Here is a 14,355-nt window from a genome sequence, read left to right on the forward strand (position 1 = left end):
CTCACAATTCCAGTTAACATGCATTAACGGATTTGGGTTCTGCATCAAGGAGGATGGATGGACATCAACGGCACGGTGGCACTGGTCACTGGAGGAGCTTCAGGTTTGGGCGCTGCCACCGCAAAACGCCTGTTCGACGCCGGAGCATCAGTGGTTCTGGTGGACCTGCCCCAGTCCGCAGGCGAGGCCTACGCGGCGGAACTCAACGCCGGGAGCAGCGGAGGCAAGGCGGTCTTCGCTCCTGCGGACGTCACCAACGAGGCCCAGGTCCAGGCCGCCGTGGACGCGGCGACATCACTGGGGCCGCTGCGCATCGTGGTCAACTGCGCCGGTATCGCAACGCCGGGAAAGGTCCTCGGCCGGGACGGCGTCCTGCCCCTGGAGACCTTCAACAAAGTGATCCAAATAAACCTCATCGGCACGTTCAACGTGATCCGGCTGGCAGCTGCTGCCATGGTGGAAACAGAACCGGTGACCACCGGGCTGGGCGGTCCCGAACGCGGCGTCATCATCAACACCGCATCCGTGGCGGCCTTCGAAGGCCAGATCGGCCAGCCCGCCTACGCCGCCTCCAAGGGAGCGGTGGCTGCCATGACGCTGCCACTGGCGCGCGAGCTGGCGCGCTCGCTGATCCGGGTGGACACCATTGCCCCGGGCATCTTTGAAACACCCATGATGGCCGGACTTCCCCAAGCGGCCCAGGACTCGCTGGGCCAGCAGGTCCCGCACCCCGCACGCCTGGGCCGGGCTGCCGAATACGCCAACCTGGCCGCGCACATCGTGGAAAACGCCATGTTGAACGGTGAAACCATCCGCCTGGATGGGGCCATCCGGATGGGCATCAAATGATGGGCGACTACAGCGGCACACCGGTAACGGCGGGATCCTCAGGTGGCTCACAGGCGTCAGCAGCGGATCTTCCCACAGCGGACTTCTTCGACTTCGAGTCGCTCCTGAGCGTCCAGGAACAGCGGAAACTCAACGAACTCCGGGCGTTTCTCGCCTCCGAGATCGCGCCGTATGCCGGGCAATGGTGGGAGAAAGCGGAATTTCCGGAGCATATCCTGCCGAAACTCGCCGCGCTGCGGCTCAGCGCGCCGGCCCAGCGGGGGTATACCCATCTTTTCGCCGGCCTGGTCATCGCGGAGATGACGCGCGTCGACACCTCGATCGCCACCTTCTTCATGGTCCACCACGATCTCTTCGTCGAGTCCCTGTACGACTTCGGCAGCGACTCCCAGCAGGACCGCTACCTCGACGACGCCTCGAACCTCCGCACCACAGGCGCCTTTGCGCTCACCGAACCGGACCACGGTTCCGACGTCGCCGGTGGCATGGAAACCACGGCCCGCCGCGTGGCACGCCCAGCGTCCGACGGCGGCGACTACTGGGTGCTCAACGGCGCCAAGCGCTGGATCGGCAACGGGACGTTCTGCGATTACATGTTGGTATGGGCCAAGGACGCAGCCGACGGAGCCGTGCGGGCATTCATCGTGGACGCTTCGTTGCCCGGCATCACCAGGAGCCGGATCGAGAACAAAATCGCACTCCGGACCGTGCAGAACGCCGACATCGTCTTCAGGGACGTGGAAGTGGCCGAGGCAGACAGGTTCTCAGGCATCAGCAGCTTTGCCGACACCAACCACCTTCTGCGCGGCTCCCGCATCATGGTCGCCTGGCAGGCGGTAGGCCAGCAGTTGGCCGCTTTCGACGTCGCCCGGCAGTACGCCGTCGAGCGCTTGCAGTTTGGAAAGCCGCTGGCCAGGTTCCAGCTCATCCAGCAGCACCTGGTGGAAATGCTCGGTAACGCGGTGGCCAGCATGGGGATGATGGTCCGCATAGCCCAACTGCAGGAGGATATCTTCACTGACGCGCAGGGTCTCCGGCACGGTGGTGCGGATATGGCCCAAGTGGCGCTCGCGAAGGCCTACTGCAGTGCGCGGATGCGCGAAACCGTGGCGCGGGGCCGTTCCATCCTGGGCGGGAACGGGATCGTCACCGATTACCGGATGGCCAAGATCTTCGCTGACGCCGAGGCAATCTACACCTACGAAGGCTCCTATGAGATCAACTCGCTGATCGTAGGCCGCGCCGTGACGGGCGTTTCCGCTATCGCCTAGGCCCAGGCCGGAGCCGGGGCTGACTAGGCCTGGGGGACCTTCTCACCGGCCTCCACCCGGACATCGATCGAATTTCCCCGGACGGGCATGGGGCAGGTGCCGTATGGAGTGAAGGCGCTGGGGTAGTTGATGGCACGGTTGAAATCGATCACCACCGAGCCGTCAGGCCGGGGCCGGGGAATGAAGACCTTGCGCCACTCGTCCGTTGTGTCGCCATTGGTTTCATCGTGGAACGTGACGTTGAGCGCGCCGAGCTTCTCCGCCTCGGCATGGAGCCGGATCCCGTGCCCGATGCCGGGGACATGGAAAACAACCTCGCCCACGGAACGGTGTACGCCGTCCACCAGGGGGTTGGCCGTTCCGATGGGGACGTCCCGGGGTTCTTCATACGGCTCGAAGCGGCCAGTGACCACCCAGTCAGGGTTGTAGTCGTAGGTCGGCACGCCCGTGAACTCTGTCAGGACCGGAGATGCGTCATCCCGGGTCCGGATGGCGTACTTGTCGGCACGCATGGCCAGTTCAACCACTACCTGCTTGCCGTCTGCGCCTCCGTACTGGACCCACATCAGGGATTCTTCGTCTTCCAAGACCGCGCTGATGGTGCCGTCCACCTTGTCACCGCTGGCCACCAATGTGAGGCCGTCTGCGGCGCTGGCAGTCAGGAATGCTGTTGTTCCGTCAGTGGACCAGAGCCCGGGCGCGAGCTCGACCTCGGACGGTTCTTCGGCCAGCCACTGGAAGGAGGTCAGGGTCAGCCAGCCATGCCCTGTGGCAAGCGCTGAGTTACGGCCCTCACGGAACCGCTCCCATCGGGCGATCCGCGGGTCGGTTGCTGTGGCAGATGAACTCATGGCTCTCCTTGGCTGGCGGTGGTGCGTTGGTGCACTTTCCTCAACCATGCACCGGGCTGCGGCATTCCCCGAATTCCTGTCTCCGGCACATGGCGTTGGAACGGCTCGCGCTGGCCCCCAACCCATGCCAGCGCGAGCCGCGTTTGATGGTCGATCCCCGGAGAGCCCGGGAACGATCCATCAGAGGGTGAGTGGCCGTACCGCGCATTTCATGACGCGATGGAACCCGGGTCTTAGTTCGATTCGAAGAAAGAGACCACCGGGGCTTTGGAGGGGACGGCTGTTGATACTGCCGCCGTCCCTCCTGCCAGTGGATAGAACTTGATGCGCGACGGCGTGAGGGCGCCGTCACCGACCTCCTCCATGGCTGTTCTGCATTTCATCACCCGGGCGAGGTTGCCTTCACTGAGCGGAAAGAGAACATGGACGGCGGAGTCCAAGTACATGGCTGTGGCGCCTGTTCCACCCAGTTGCGCCTTGACGACCTCCCCTATGAGGGCCAGCAACGTCCAGCAATGACTGCGGGTTTCCTGCGGGCCGGGAACCGAGATGACGGCCAGTGCGTGTGCACCCTGACATTCAGTGGCGATCCCGGACACTTCATGGATGCGTCGCTGAAAATGGGCTTTGCTGGCCAGGCCCGTGTACACGTCGGTGCAGGAAATGGGCGGGGCCGTCTCAGCAACTTCCGCCCAGCCTTCTGCCAATGATTGGAGGGCATCGATGTCCAAGGATTGTTTGGCTGCAGTAAAAAGTGCCCTGAAATCCGTCATGGTCTCGCCGATGCTCACGCCGTTCCTCGCCCTGGCGGCGCCCAGGGATTTGGCTGAGGTTGCCGGAACCGCCGCGCTTGTGGCGAGGGAAGTCACCACGGAGCGGACCTCCGGCTGAAACCAATCCGAGCGGAAACGCCAGCCGGCCTGATAGCTGGTGCTCTGCCATCTGCGCAGCAGAAGGTGCCGCGCAAAGGTGCATTCGCCCAGTGATTTTGTGCGGAACGATGTCATATTCGAGCAGTGCACTTTTCGGGCGTTTCGTGACGAAACAGCTCCAAGAGATCGTTGGTAAACATTGTGGACAAATTCGCGTCACGACTTCCGGGCGACCCCCACTTCATATGTATGGGCAGGGTTCATTACGTTTTGGGGGCGCTTAGATGGCACGGCGGTCACGCTCGAGCAACAAATCAAACCGCGGAGTCAACGACGATGGACATCTGATTGAGCTGGTCCGCAGCGGGGATATGTCGGCCTTTAACCACCTGTATGAGCGCCACGTAGCCATTGCCTCCACCGTTGCCAAGCGCAATGTGGATAATCCGAGCGATGCTGAAGATGTCGTGGCCGAGGCCTTCCAGTCAGTTCTTCAGAGCCTGGTGGCCGGCAAAGGCCCGGACACATTCTTCCGGGCATATCTGTTGTCCACGGTGACCCGGTTGTCGCATCAGCAGAATCGTAAAAGCAGCAGGGTTGTTCCCAGCGGGGATGATTCGGTGCTGGACCAGACCATGGCCGAGCCCGATGCCGCCGTCCAGGCTTTCGAGTCGAGCACGGTGGCCCGGGCGTTTCGCTCATTGCCGGAACGGTGGCAGGCAGTCCTGTGGTACCTGGACGTTGAACGCATGAAACCGGCGGCTGTTGCGCCAATACTGGGAGTGTCTGCCAACGCCGTTTCCGCTTTGGCCGTACGAGCCCGTGAAGGTCTGCGGAGACAGTACCTGCAGTTCCACCTTGACGAAAAAGCCGAGGGCGCCTGCGCGGAGTTTGTCACGAAGCTCGGCTACTTCATTCGCGGCGGCCTCTCCAGCGGTGCCGAGGCCAAAGTCCGCGGACACTTGCGCGGCTGTGCAAAATGCACGGCAGCCCTCGCCGAGCTGAACGATGTCCAAGGAACCATGCGTGCCGTCCTTCTGCCCTTGATCACGGGCATCCCGCTTGCAGCATGGGTGGGGAAAGGTGCCGGACTTGGGATGCTGGGCGGGATTCTGCCGGTCAAGGGTTTCCTTGCCGTGCCTGCGCTTGCGCAGCCGGCGGTCATGGCACTCTCCACTGCTGCCGCCGTTGGATTGGTGCTCGGTGCCGTGGGAATCGTCGACCTCATTTCGCCCGATGCTTCATTGGAGCCCCGGGCCCTTGAAACCGGCGCTGTGCATGTGGATCCCAGTCCATGGCCCTTCACACCCCCGCTCCCACCTACACCCACTACCGCGCCCACACCTGCCCCTGCTCCCGTGGAAGAGCAACCGGTACCCGTCACTTCCCCTGAACCGGTGGCGACGCCTGCTCCGGTGCCGACGCCGTCCGCCGCCACCGCGCCCAAGCCGCCTTCGACGTCGCTGGCCGTTGTCGGCGGTTCAGCGAAATGGGTCACTACGACGGATCGGAACGGCGCGAAGACTTCCAGCGTTTCAAGCTGGGATATCGCTTTCACCGCATCAGGCACACAACCCCTGGGTAACGGCAAAGTCGTCATTGCGCTGGAAAACGGTGACCTGATCCAAGCCAGGTCCGTTGCGGCTCCTGATGGTTGGTCGTGTTCGGCAGCAAGTTCCAATGCTGTCTCCTGTGTAACGGATTCAGTCCAGAGGAGCGACCTCCACTTCCATCTGGAGTCCGCCCCCAAAGTGCCCAATACCGGCGGAGTGCTCAGGTACTCCCTCAGCGGCACGGGGCTCACGCCGGCCAACTTTGCCTGCGAGTACTGAGGGGAGTTGCGATGGTGCGGGTATTGGTAACAGGCGTTGGCGGTGCAGCCGGGCTTTCTTTGTCCCGTCAGTTGCGGGACCAAGGACACTGGGTTTTGGGCGTTGACATGCGGCGGGTCCACGCTTCGGCGGCAGATGCTTTGGCGGTGGTTTCGCCAGTCGACGCACCGGCGTATTTGTGGGAGCTGCGCGGACTCGTGGCGGCCCACGGGATCGAGTTGGTCATCCCTACGGTGAATGCGGAGCTGCTCACCGCCTCGGTTGCCCGGAAAGGCTTCGCGCCAGGGGTGGAGGTGCTGATCGCCGATCCGGCTCCGATGTCCATCGCCAACGACAAATACCTGACGATGGGATGCCTTGCCACCGCGGGGGTGGGTGTTCCCGATTTCGGGTTGCCGGGGGACTTCAGCTCCGTTAACGAGGCCATGGCCAGGATGGGCGGATGCCTGGTGGTGAAGCCAAGGGTTTCGCGTGGTGGCCGGGAGGCGCGGGTGTTGAAAAGACACAGCGACGGCGGCCGGAACGCCGAACGGTTTTGGCGTTCCCTGGATGACTCCTGGCTTGTTCAACGCTGTGCCTCCGGAACCGGATACGCGTCAATGGTTCACCGAGATGGAGCAGGCCATGACCACGACACCCTTGTGGTGGTCCTGGAGAAATCCAAGCTCACCCGCGGGCGTTCGGACAACGTGGTCCCGCTCAAGAGACTGGAAGCGTCGATGGCACCGGACGTGGCCAGGACGGCAGCGGCAGCGACTGAGGCGCTGGGGCTCACGGGCGCCGCTGCCATCGACATCCGTCGAATGCCCGACGGGCGCCCTGTGGTTTTGGAAGTCAATGCCCGCTTTGGTGCCAACAGTGCCTACGCGCCCGAGCTCCTGGAGCACGCCATGAGGCAGTACGCGGCCGGGCAGATGCTCCGGGGAGCCGTGTGACTGATTGCAGTCCGGCAGGCTGGCTGGAACGAGCTCGAACCAACCGGGTTGGGACCCGATGGTCGTCGCGGAGCCCGGCCATAGTGCGTTACGGACGGGAGTAGAAGCCCGTGCCAAATTTTGAGACGCATTCTTTGCTGGGGTCGGGGCCGGGTAAGATCCCGTAGGAAACAACAGTAATCCGGCTCACAGTATCCAGCGCAGTGTACGGGCCAAACCTGACCCCGAAGGTATGTATCCATGGTTCACACTGCCCATCAAGACACCGACCTCGCTGCAGAACTGCGGGCCGACGTGCGTCGCGTTTCGACTCTTCTGGGGGAGTCGCTGGTTCGGCAGCACGGTCCGGAATTGCTCCAGCTCGTGGAGCAGGTGCGTCTGCTGACCAAGGAATCGAAGGAAGCCGCGCGGGGCGGCGCGGATGCGACGGGTCCATGGAGCGCGCACGACGTCGTAGCCCAGGTCCGCGAGTTGCTCGCCTCCCTGCCACTGGACCAGGCGACGGATCTGGTCCGAGCCTTTGCGTTCTATTTCCACCTCAGCAATGCGGCCGAGCAAGTGCACCGCGTCCGGGGACTCCGCACCCGTCAGGAAAAGGACGGCTGGCTGGCCAAGGCCGTGTCCGAGATCGCCGGGCAGGCAGGCCCGCAGGTTCTCCAGGACGTCATCAATGAACTCGATGTGCGTCCCATCTTCACGGCGCACCCCACGGAGGCTTCGCGGCGTTCTGTGCTGGACAAGGTCCGCAAGCTCTCTGATGTCCTGGCCGAAGCTACGGAGGAAGGCACCTCGGCGAGGCGCCGCCAGGACCGCCAGCTTGCCGAAATCATCGACCAGATGTGGCAGACGGATGAACTCCGCCAAGTGCGCCCCACTCCCGTGGATGAAGCGCGCAATGCCATCTACTACCTGAACAGCATCCTCACCGACGCGATGCCGGAGATGCTGACTGATCTGTCCGAGCTCCTCGAGGAACACGGCGTGAAGCTGCCCGCAGCGGCTGCCCCTCTCCGTTTTGGTTCCTGGATTGGTGGAGACCGCGACGGCAACCCGAATGTGACGGCTGCCGTAACCCGCGAGATCCTGCAGCTCCAGAACCAGAATGCCGTGCGGATCAGCATTGCCCTGATCGATGAGCTCATTTCGGTCCTGTCCAACTCCACGGCCCTTTTCGGTGCCGACCAAGCGCTGCTTGATTCCATCACCGAGGACCTGAAGAACCTGCCGGGCCTGGATAAGCGCATCCTTGAACTGAACGCGCAGGAGCCGTACCGGCTCAAGCTGACCTGCATCAAAGCGAAGCTGATCAACACGGGCCGCCGGGTTTCCGGTTCCACGCACCACCAACCGGGCCGCGATTACGCCACCACGTCCGAGCTGCTGGCAGAGTTCGGCTTGCTCGAGGATTCCCTGCGGAACCACTCGGCCGGGCTGGTGGCCGATGGTGCCCTGGCGCGCGTTCGCCGGGCCATCGCCGCCTTCGGCCTCCACCTGGCCACCCTGGACATCCGTGAGCACGCCGACTACCACCATGACGCCGTCGGACAGCTTGTGGACCGCCTCGGTACCGAAAAGCCGTACGGCGAGCTGACCCGCGAGGAACGGTTCGCGTTTCTCGGTGCGGAGCTCGCGTCACGCCGGCCCCTCTCCGGCCACCCGATCAAGCTCGAGGGCACGGCAGATGGCACGTACGACGTTTTCCGGAGCATCCGCCAAGCACTGCACACCTATGGCCCGGACGTGGTGGAAACCTACATCATCTCCATGACCCGCGGCGCGGACGACGTCCTGGCCGCAGCTGTGCTGGCCCGTGAAGCCGGCTTGTTCGACCTCTTCGGAGCCAAGCCCCACGCCAAGATCGGTTTTGCTCCGCTGCTGGAAACCGTGGAAGAGCTGCGTGCTTCGGCGGAGATCGTGGACCAGTTGCTGTCCGATCCTTCCTACCGCGAACTTGTCCGCCTCCGCGGCGACATCCAGGAAGTCATGCTCGGGTACTCGGATTCCAACAAGGAGTCCGGCGTGATGACCAGCCAGTGGGAGATCCACAAGACCCAGCGCAAGCTGCGAGACATTGCTGCGAAGCATGGCGTGCGGGTGCGCTTGTTCCACGGCCGCGGCGGTTCGGTTGGCCGTGGTGGCGGACCTACCTACGACGCCATCATGGCCCAGCCGAACGGTGTGCTCGAAGGGGAGATCAAGTTCACCGAGCAGGGCGAGGTCATCTCGGACAAGTACTCGCTTCCTGAACTGGCCCGCGAGAACCTTGAACTGTCCCTGGCGGCGGTGATGCAGGGTTCGGCGCTCCACCGCACTCCGCGTACCTCCGAAGACGAGCGCGAGCGCTACGCCAACGTCATGGAGACCATCTCCGACGCCGCGTTTGCCCGGTACCGCAAGCTCATTGACGATCCCGACCTTCCTGCCTACTTCCTCGCCTCCACCCCGGTGGAGCAGCTGGGGTCCCTGAACATCGGATCACGTCCTTCCAAGCGTCCGGATTCCGGGGCAGGACTCGGCGGGCTCCGTGCCATTCCGTGGGTCTTCGGGTGGACGCAGTCCCGGCAGATCGTTCCGGGCTGGTTCGGTGTGGGCTCAGGGTTGAAGGCTGCGCGCGAGGCCGGGAACACCGGACAACTCGTTGAAATGATGGACCGTTGGCACTTCTTCCGTTCAGTTATTTCGAACGTGGAAATGACTTTGGCCAAGACGGACATGGAGATTGCGGGGCACTACGTTTCCTCCTTGGTCCCTGAGGAACTGCACCGCTTGTTCCACATGATCCGTGACGAGTACGAACTCACCGTGGCTGAGGTTGAACGGCTCACCGGTGAGATGGAGTTGCTGGACGCCCAGCCGACGCTGAAGCGTTCCCTGGAAATCCGCGACCAGTACCTGGATCCGATCAGCTACCTGCAGGTGGAACTTCTCCGCCGCGTACGCGAGGAGTCGGTCTCCGGTGCCGAGATCGACGAGCGGCTTCAGCGGGCCATGCTCATCACGGTCAATGGCGTGGCAGCCGGCCTGCGCAACACCGGCTAGGCAGCCGCCGGACCGGAATGCTCCCTCACTTCCTGGTGGGGGAGCATTCCTGCTTAAGCGGGCCACGGGAGGGCGTTAGGGTGGTGGGATGCCGTCGTTCCAGACCAAGTTGAAGATCACTGGCCTCAAACCGGGCAACGCTCCGGAGTCCGTCATGGCCGCAGCGGTCGAAGCCTTGGAAACCCGCCACCACGTTGAAGCGAACCAGCTGGATATCGTGGGCGGCGTCCCGCAGATCAGCCTTCGTTTCATGGTGGATGCCCGGGACTATTCGGGTGAGAACGACGAGGCCCGGACGTCGGCTGCGATGATGCGTGACGCCGTCGAACGTGTTGCGGTGACCGGCAGCCTGTACGTGCTGCGCCGGAACCGGGGCCGCTGGTCGCCTGTCTAGGGCTGCAGGCCCTCTTCGGGCCGCGCTACGTCGCCGGGAGCGTCGCCGTCGAACGGTTCGTCCACGGGGGAGCGGGTCCCGCGCCGCCGGGTGACGATCAGGCCAACAACCACGCCGATCACCAGGCCCACACCAACGCCGATAAGCGAGCTGGCCCAAAACGGCAGCTTGGTGGTGGAGCCGGTGAAGTAGCCCAGACCCACCTGCCACACAGCCCACAGGACTCCGCCCAGGCTTGCACACAATCCGAATCCGCGGACCGAAACGTTGGCAATTCCTGCGGCGGCCGACGTCGCGAGCCGGCCGCCGGGGATGAAGCGCGCGCCGATAATGGTGCCGTAGGTGGAGGAGCGGCCGGCTTTGGCGATGGCCTCGTGGATTCCGCGGTGGACCCGGCGGCCCCATGACCAGCGGTCCAGGACATGGCTGATCCGCCGTTTGAACAGAAGGAAGACCGCCATGTCCCCGAGCCAGGATGCGAAAGCGGCCAGGAAAAGAATCAGCCAGAAGTTGGCGTGTCCATCGGCTGCGAGCGCTCCACCGGTGATGACCACCATTTCGGAGGGGATGGGCGGGAAGATGGCATCGCCCAGCACAATGGGGACGATCCACAGGTAGATAGCGGATCCCCATGTCTCCGGGGCAGTGATGTCCATGGGCACAAGGTACCGCACTTGCCGACCCCGCCGCGCGGGCGCGAGACTGTGGGCATGCGCATCGACATCCTGCACGGTGACATCACAACGCGTTCAGTGGACGCAATCGTCAATGCAGCCAATTCGTCGCTGCTCGGTGGAGGGGGAGTGGATGGGGCCATTCACCGGGCCGCCGGTCCGGACCTGCTTGATGCGTGCCGGGGGCTGAGGCACGCGGAATTGCCCGGCGGGCTGCCGGTTGGCGCGGCTGTCGCGACGCCTGGCTTCCGGCTTCCGGCACGTTGGGTCATCCACACGGTGGGCCCCAACCGGCATGCCGGAGAAACTGATCCGGCATTGCTTGGATCCTGCTTCCGCGAAAGCCTGAAAGTGGCGGCCGGACTTGGTGCCCGGTCCGTCGCCTTCCCTGCGATCAGCGCCGGAATCTATGGATGGGACGCCCGCCAGGTTGCCGAGGTGGCGTCCGACGCCGTCGGGTCGTTTGCGTCGTCAGCGGAACGCGATGCGGCCGCTGGTCCGCTGGAGTTGGTGGAGTTCGTGCTGTTCTCCGAAGATACGACGGCGGTCTTCCGGTCCGTGTTCGACGCCTGACACCGGCTACCTTGGGTTGCTTTAAGAGGGGTGGGCTTCGCTGAGTTCCAGCTGGCTCCGGTATTCCACGGGCTGCTTGGTGATGGGGTCCACGAAGGTGATGCCGCGTGCCAGGAGTTGGAGCGGCTTGCTGTAGTCGTCCGAGGCTTTGTCCAGCAGGTCCGGATAGAAGGCGTCATTGACGATGCCCAATCCGAGCGAAGCCATGTGCACCCGCAGTTGGTGTGTCTTGCCGGTGTGCGGCTCCAGCCGGTACAGCGCGTGCTGCCGGGTTCCGGCGTCGAACGTCCTTACCTGCTCTATGCGCGTTTCCGCGTTCGGTTCGCCGTCGATGACTTCGGCCAGCAGGTAGCTGCGGGACTTGGTCATCCGGTTGCGGACGGTGGCGGGAAATTCGACGGCGGGAAAACCTGCGGCAGGTGTCGCGGCGGACACGCACTCGTATTCCTTCCGGACCTGGCGCTTCTCGAAGAGGACCTGGTACTTGCCGCGCGTCTCCGGGTTGGTGGAGAGCAGGAGCAGGCCGGCAGTCATGCGATCCAGCCGGTGCATGGGGATGAGGTCCGGGAGATCCAGCAGGTTCCGCAGCCGGACCAGGGCGGATTCCTGGATGTAGGTTCCGCCGGGGGTGGTGGGGAGGAAGTGCGGTTTGTCCACCACGAGGATGTGCTCGTCCTGGTGGAGGATGCTGATCTCCACGGGCAGCCGGGTTTCCGGGGGCAGGGTGCGGTAGTACCAGATGAAGGTGTGGTCCTCCAGCTTGGTGCTGCGGGTCAGCGGTACGCCGCCTTCGCCCACGATTTCGCCGGCATCGAACCGGTCCTCGATGCCCTGGGGGTCGATGTGTCCCCAGCGGTGCATCATGTAGTCCATCGCGGTGACCCAGGGCCCCTCGTCCGGGAGGCGGAGGCGGGTCGCGTTCACGCCGTCGCGCACGGGGAGGGGGGATTGCATCACCGGGCAATTCTACTTTGCCTGCGTTGTGAGGCCTGCTTTGCGTCCAATTCCCGGCTGAAAGCGCGCAGAAGAGGCCCCACAACAGATGCAGCTTCCGAACATAAAAAAGTTCTTGACAATAAAAGTTGTCGGTGGCCATACTGTAAGCATGTTGGACATCGAAGTGATTGAGGACCCGGCGGCGGCAGAAGCTTCGCTGGACCCCATCCGGACGCGGATCCTCCAAGAACTCGTCGAGCCGGCGTCGGCCACGCAACTGGCTGCCAAAGTCGGGCTGCCCCGCCAAAAGGTGAACTACCACCTCAAAGCCCTGGAGCGCCACGGCTTGGTGGAACTGGTGGAGGAGCGGCGCAAAGGCAACGTCACGGAACGGGTCCTGCGCGCAACGGCGGCCTCCTACCTGATCTCGCCCGTTGCCCTGGCTTCCGTCGCGCCGGACCCGCGGCGGTTCTCCGACCGCTTCTCGGCGTTCTGGCTGTTGGCGCTCGCCTCCCGCACCGTCCAGGAGATGGGCAAGCTCATCTCCGGTGCGGCCCTGGCAAGGAAGAAGCTGGCCAGCTTTGCCATCGACGGCGAAATCACTTTCCGCTCCGCCGCTGAACGCGCGGCGTTCGCGGAAGAACTTGGGGTGGCGGTAACGCGCCTCGTGGACAAGTACCACGACGGCGGTGCTGCCGCGGTGGCGGGCGGCGGGCGCAAGCACCGGCTCGTCGTCGTCCTCCACCCCGCACTGAAGACCCCCTCGCAAACGGAAAAACCGGCAGATAAGGACCAAAGCAATGACTGACAACCGTAAATTCGAAATCGTGGCGGACACCGAGCTGCCCGGCACGCCCGAACGCGTCTGGAACGCCGTCACTGCCGACACAGCGGCCTGGATGTTCCCCACGGACCAGTGGCCCGCGGAGAAAACGGTGGAGGAGTACCCCACTCATTTGGTGTCGCGGATGGAGGGCCCCGACGGCTGGTTCAACCAGTTGGAACACGTCCTGGAGCCGTTGGAAGGTGGCCGCGCCAAGCTGCACTACGTCCACAGCGGGATTTTCGCCGACAACTGGGATGAGCAGTACGACGGCGCCAGCAAGCACACCCGCTTCTACCTGCACACCCTGGGCCAGTACCTGCAGTACTTCGACGGCAAGCCGGTGACGTTCACGGACATCCAGGCGCCGGCGGCGTCGCAGGTGCCGGATGGTTTCGTGCAATTGAAGAAGGCCCTGGGAGTCGACGGCACCGCTGCCGGGACTGCTGTTGACCTGGAGCTCGACGGCGTTGGGCGGCTGAGCGGCGAGGTGGACTTCTCTGATGAGAACTTCCTCGGCCTGCGGACGGCGGATGCCATGTACCGGTTCTTCGGCCGCAACGTTTTCGGGGCCCCGGTGGGGATGACCGTGCACGATTTCAGTGGTTCCGGAGATGCGGAGCTTACCGCGAAAACCTGGGGCGCCTTCCTGGAGAAGGTGTACGCGTAGGGTTCCCCTGTCCGGGGATTAGGGGGCCCAGGCGCGGGCCACCGATTCCAGGGCGGCTTCGTAAATGCCGGCCCAGTCGGTTTCCGGCGCATTCATCCGGGCCAGTTCCAGGCCCACCAGGCCGTGGACCTGGCCCCAGATAGCCATCGCCACCACCGTAGGGTCTCCGGCCCGGAGCCTTCCCGCTTCCTGCGCGGAGGTGACCGCCTCCACCAGGGGAAGCATCGAGTCGGAGGCGACTTCCGGCGTCGGAGTGCATTCAACGTACGCCGCCAGCGCGCCGCCGAACATCAGCCGATACAGCGCCGGGTGGTCCAGGGCCCAGGTCCGGTATGCCCGGCCAAGGTCCAGCAGGCCGCCCGGAGCCGCCTGTCGCTGGGATTCGCCAAAGGAGCGGAAGCCGTCGTCGATGGCGGCCTGCAGCAACTGGGCCTTGCCGCCGAAAAGCGAGTAGATGGCCGATGTTGACGTTTCCGCTGCCGTGGCGACGTCGCGCAGGGTGACGCGGGCGGGGCCCTCGCGGTCGACGAGTTCGGCCGTGACGGCCAGGAGTCTTTGCTGGACCAGATGGTCATGAACGATGGGTCTTGCCATGCCTTCCATTGTTTCATAACATCGTTTCATAACGTTGTTATG

14 protein-coding genes are annotated in these 14,355 nt (G+C 64.0%); 9 read left to right on the plus strand and 5 right to left on the minus strand.

The genetic code is table 11. The annotated features are described in order from the left end of the window. Window positions 1–57 precede the first annotated feature (57 nt). Complete coding sequence (locus PYR64_RS01495; protein ID WP_018778012.1) at window positions 58–849, plus strand: SDR family NAD(P)-dependent oxidoreductase; 792 nt, start codon at window positions 58–60, stop codon at window positions 847–849. Next, a complete protein-coding gene (locus PYR64_RS01500) occupies window positions 846–2,120 on the plus strand; it encodes an acyl-CoA dehydrogenase family protein (protein WP_275777877.1) in 1,275 nt (424 codons plus the stop codon). The genes PYR64_RS01495 and PYR64_RS01500 overlap by 4 nt, the downstream gene beginning before the upstream one ends. A gap of 23 nt (window positions 2,121–2,143) precedes the next feature. On the opposite strand, the gene PYR64_RS01505 is transcribed toward PYR64_RS01500, so the two are convergent. Both PYR64_RS01505 and PYR64_RS01510 read right to left on the minus strand, forming a co-directional pair. After that, the gene (locus PYR64_RS01505) at window positions 2,144–2,971 is read right to left on the minus strand and encodes a DUF1684 domain-containing protein (protein ID WP_275777878.1); all 828 of its coding nucleotides are present in this window, start codon (window positions 2,969–2,971) and stop codon (window positions 2,144–2,146) included. Window positions 2,972–3,204: 233 nt separating this feature from the next. After that, complete coding sequence (locus tag PYR64_RS01510) at window positions 3,205–3,978, minus strand: hypothetical protein (RefSeq protein ID WP_275777880.1); 774 nt, start codon at window positions 3,976–3,978, stop codon at window positions 3,205–3,207. Between the two features lie 149 nt (window positions 3,979–4,127). Between PYR64_RS01510 and PYR64_RS01515 the strand changes: the two genes are divergently transcribed. From PYR64_RS01515 to PYR64_RS01530, 4 genes are all read left to right on the plus strand, one after another. Next, window positions 4,128–5,675 carry a sigma-70 family RNA polymerase sigma factor gene (locus PYR64_RS01515; RefSeq protein ID WP_193590868.1) on the plus strand — a complete coding sequence of 516 codons (1,548 nt, stop codon included), beginning with the start codon at window positions 4,128–4,130 and terminating at the stop codon, window positions 5,673–5,675. An 11-nt stretch (window positions 5,676–5,686) separates the two neighbouring features. Next, window positions 5,687–6,610, plus strand: coding sequence for an ATP-grasp domain-containing protein (locus tag PYR64_RS01520; protein ID WP_275777883.1), 924 nt, complete (start codon window positions 5,687–5,689; stop codon window positions 6,608–6,610). A 240-nt stretch (window positions 6,611–6,850) separates the two neighbouring features. After that, window positions 6,851–9,649: a phosphoenolpyruvate carboxylase gene (ppc, locus tag PYR64_RS01525; RefSeq protein ID WP_110504971.1), complete on the plus strand. Its 2,799-nt coding sequence runs from the start codon at window positions 6,851–6,853 to the stop codon at window positions 9,647–9,649. 88 nt (window positions 9,650–9,737) lie between these two features. Further along, window positions 9,738–10,043, plus strand: coding sequence for a hypothetical protein (locus PYR64_RS01530; RefSeq protein ID WP_018778005.1), 306 nt, complete (start codon window positions 9,738–9,740; stop codon window positions 10,041–10,043). Here the strand turns inward: PYR64_RS01530 and PYR64_RS01535 are convergent. After that, entirely contained in the window at window positions 10,040–10,699 is a 660-nt protein-coding gene (locus tag PYR64_RS01535) for a VTT domain-containing protein (RefSeq protein WP_035733737.1), read from the minus strand. The genes PYR64_RS01530 and PYR64_RS01535 overlap by 4 nt on opposite strands. Before the next feature lie 54 nt (window positions 10,700–10,753). Here PYR64_RS01535 and PYR64_RS01540 point away from each other — a divergent pair, with 54 nt between their 5' ends. Then, entirely contained in the window at window positions 10,754–11,290 is a 537-nt protein-coding gene (locus PYR64_RS01540; protein ID WP_275777886.1) for an O-acetyl-ADP-ribose deacetylase, read from the plus strand. 21 nt (window positions 11,291–11,311) lie between these two features. On the opposite strand, the gene PYR64_RS01545 is transcribed toward PYR64_RS01540, so the two are convergent. Then, window positions 11,312–12,244 (minus strand): RluA family pseudouridine synthase, encoded by a 933-nt coding sequence (locus PYR64_RS01545; RefSeq protein WP_275779871.1) that lies wholly within the window; start codon window positions 12,242–12,244, stop codon window positions 11,312–11,314. A gap of 151 nt (window positions 12,245–12,395) precedes the next feature. On the opposite strand from PYR64_RS01545, the gene PYR64_RS01550 reads away from it, so the two are divergent. Further along, complete coding sequence (locus PYR64_RS01550) at window positions 12,396–13,034, plus strand: helix-turn-helix domain-containing protein (RefSeq protein ID WP_055977153.1); 639 nt, start codon at window positions 12,396–12,398, stop codon at window positions 13,032–13,034. Beyond that, window positions 13,027–13,719 (plus strand): hypothetical protein, encoded by a 693-nt coding sequence (locus PYR64_RS01555; protein WP_055976859.1) that lies wholly within the window; start codon window positions 13,027–13,029, stop codon window positions 13,717–13,719. The genes PYR64_RS01550 and PYR64_RS01555 overlap by 8 nt, the downstream gene beginning before the upstream one ends. Before the next feature lie 18 nt (window positions 13,720–13,737). Here the strand turns inward: PYR64_RS01555 and PYR64_RS01560 are convergent, their stop codons facing one another. Next, complete coding sequence (locus PYR64_RS01560; protein ID WP_231949127.1) at window positions 13,738–14,313, minus strand: TetR/AcrR family transcriptional regulator; 576 nt, start codon at window positions 14,311–14,313, stop codon at window positions 13,738–13,740. Between the last annotated feature and the right edge of the window lie 42 nt (window positions 14,314–14,355).

Source organism: Paenarthrobacter sp. Y-19 (assembly GCF_029223985.1).
Taxonomy (GTDB): domain Bacteria; phylum Actinomycetota; class Actinomycetes; order Actinomycetales; family Micrococcaceae; genus Arthrobacter; species Arthrobacter nicotinovorans.

Coding starts and splice junctions, on each gene's coding strand:
- PYR64_RS01495 (WP_018778012.1), top strand. CDS start 58: ATGGACATCAACGGCACGGTGGCACTGGTCACTGGAGGAGCTTCAGGT.
- PYR64_RS01500 (WP_275777877.1), top strand. CDS start 846: ATGATGGGCGACTACAGCGGCACACCGGTAACGGCGGGATCCTCAGGT.
- PYR64_RS01505 (WP_275777878.1), bottom strand. CDS start 2,971: ATGAGTTCATCTGCCACAGCAACCGACCCGCGGATCGCCCGATGGGAG.
- PYR64_RS01510 (WP_275777880.1), bottom strand. CDS start 3,978: ATGACATCGTTCCGCACAAAATCACTGGGCGAATGCACCTTTGCGCGG.
- PYR64_RS01515 (WP_193590868.1), top strand. CDS start 4,128: ATGGCACGGCGGTCACGCTCGAGCAACAAATCAAACCGCGGAGTCAAC.
- PYR64_RS01520 (WP_275777883.1), top strand. CDS start 5,687: ATGGTGCGGGTATTGGTAACAGGCGTTGGCGGTGCAGCCGGGCTTTCT.
- ppc (WP_110504971.1), top strand. CDS start 6,851: ATGGTTCACACTGCCCATCAAGACACCGACCTCGCTGCAGAACTGCGG.
- PYR64_RS01530 (WP_018778005.1), top strand. CDS start 9,738: ATGCCGTCGTTCCAGACCAAGTTGAAGATCACTGGCCTCAAACCGGGC.
- PYR64_RS01535 (WP_035733737.1), bottom strand. CDS start 10,699: ATGGACATCACTGCCCCGGAGACATGGGGATCCGCTATCTACCTGTGG.
- PYR64_RS01540 (WP_275777886.1), top strand. CDS start 10,754: ATGCGCATCGACATCCTGCACGGTGACATCACAACGCGTTCAGTGGAC.
- PYR64_RS01545 (WP_275779871.1), bottom strand. CDS start 12,244: ATGCAATCCCCCCTCCCCGTGCGCGACGGCGTGAACGCGACCCGCCTC.
- PYR64_RS01550 (WP_055977153.1), top strand. CDS start 12,396: ATGTTGGACATCGAAGTGATTGAGGACCCGGCGGCGGCAGAAGCTTCG.
- PYR64_RS01555 (WP_055976859.1), top strand. CDS start 13,027: ATGACTGACAACCGTAAATTCGAAATCGTGGCGGACACCGAGCTGCCC.
- PYR64_RS01560 (WP_231949127.1), bottom strand. CDS start 14,313: ATGGCAAGACCCATCGTTCATGACCATCTGGTCCAGCAAAGACTCCTG.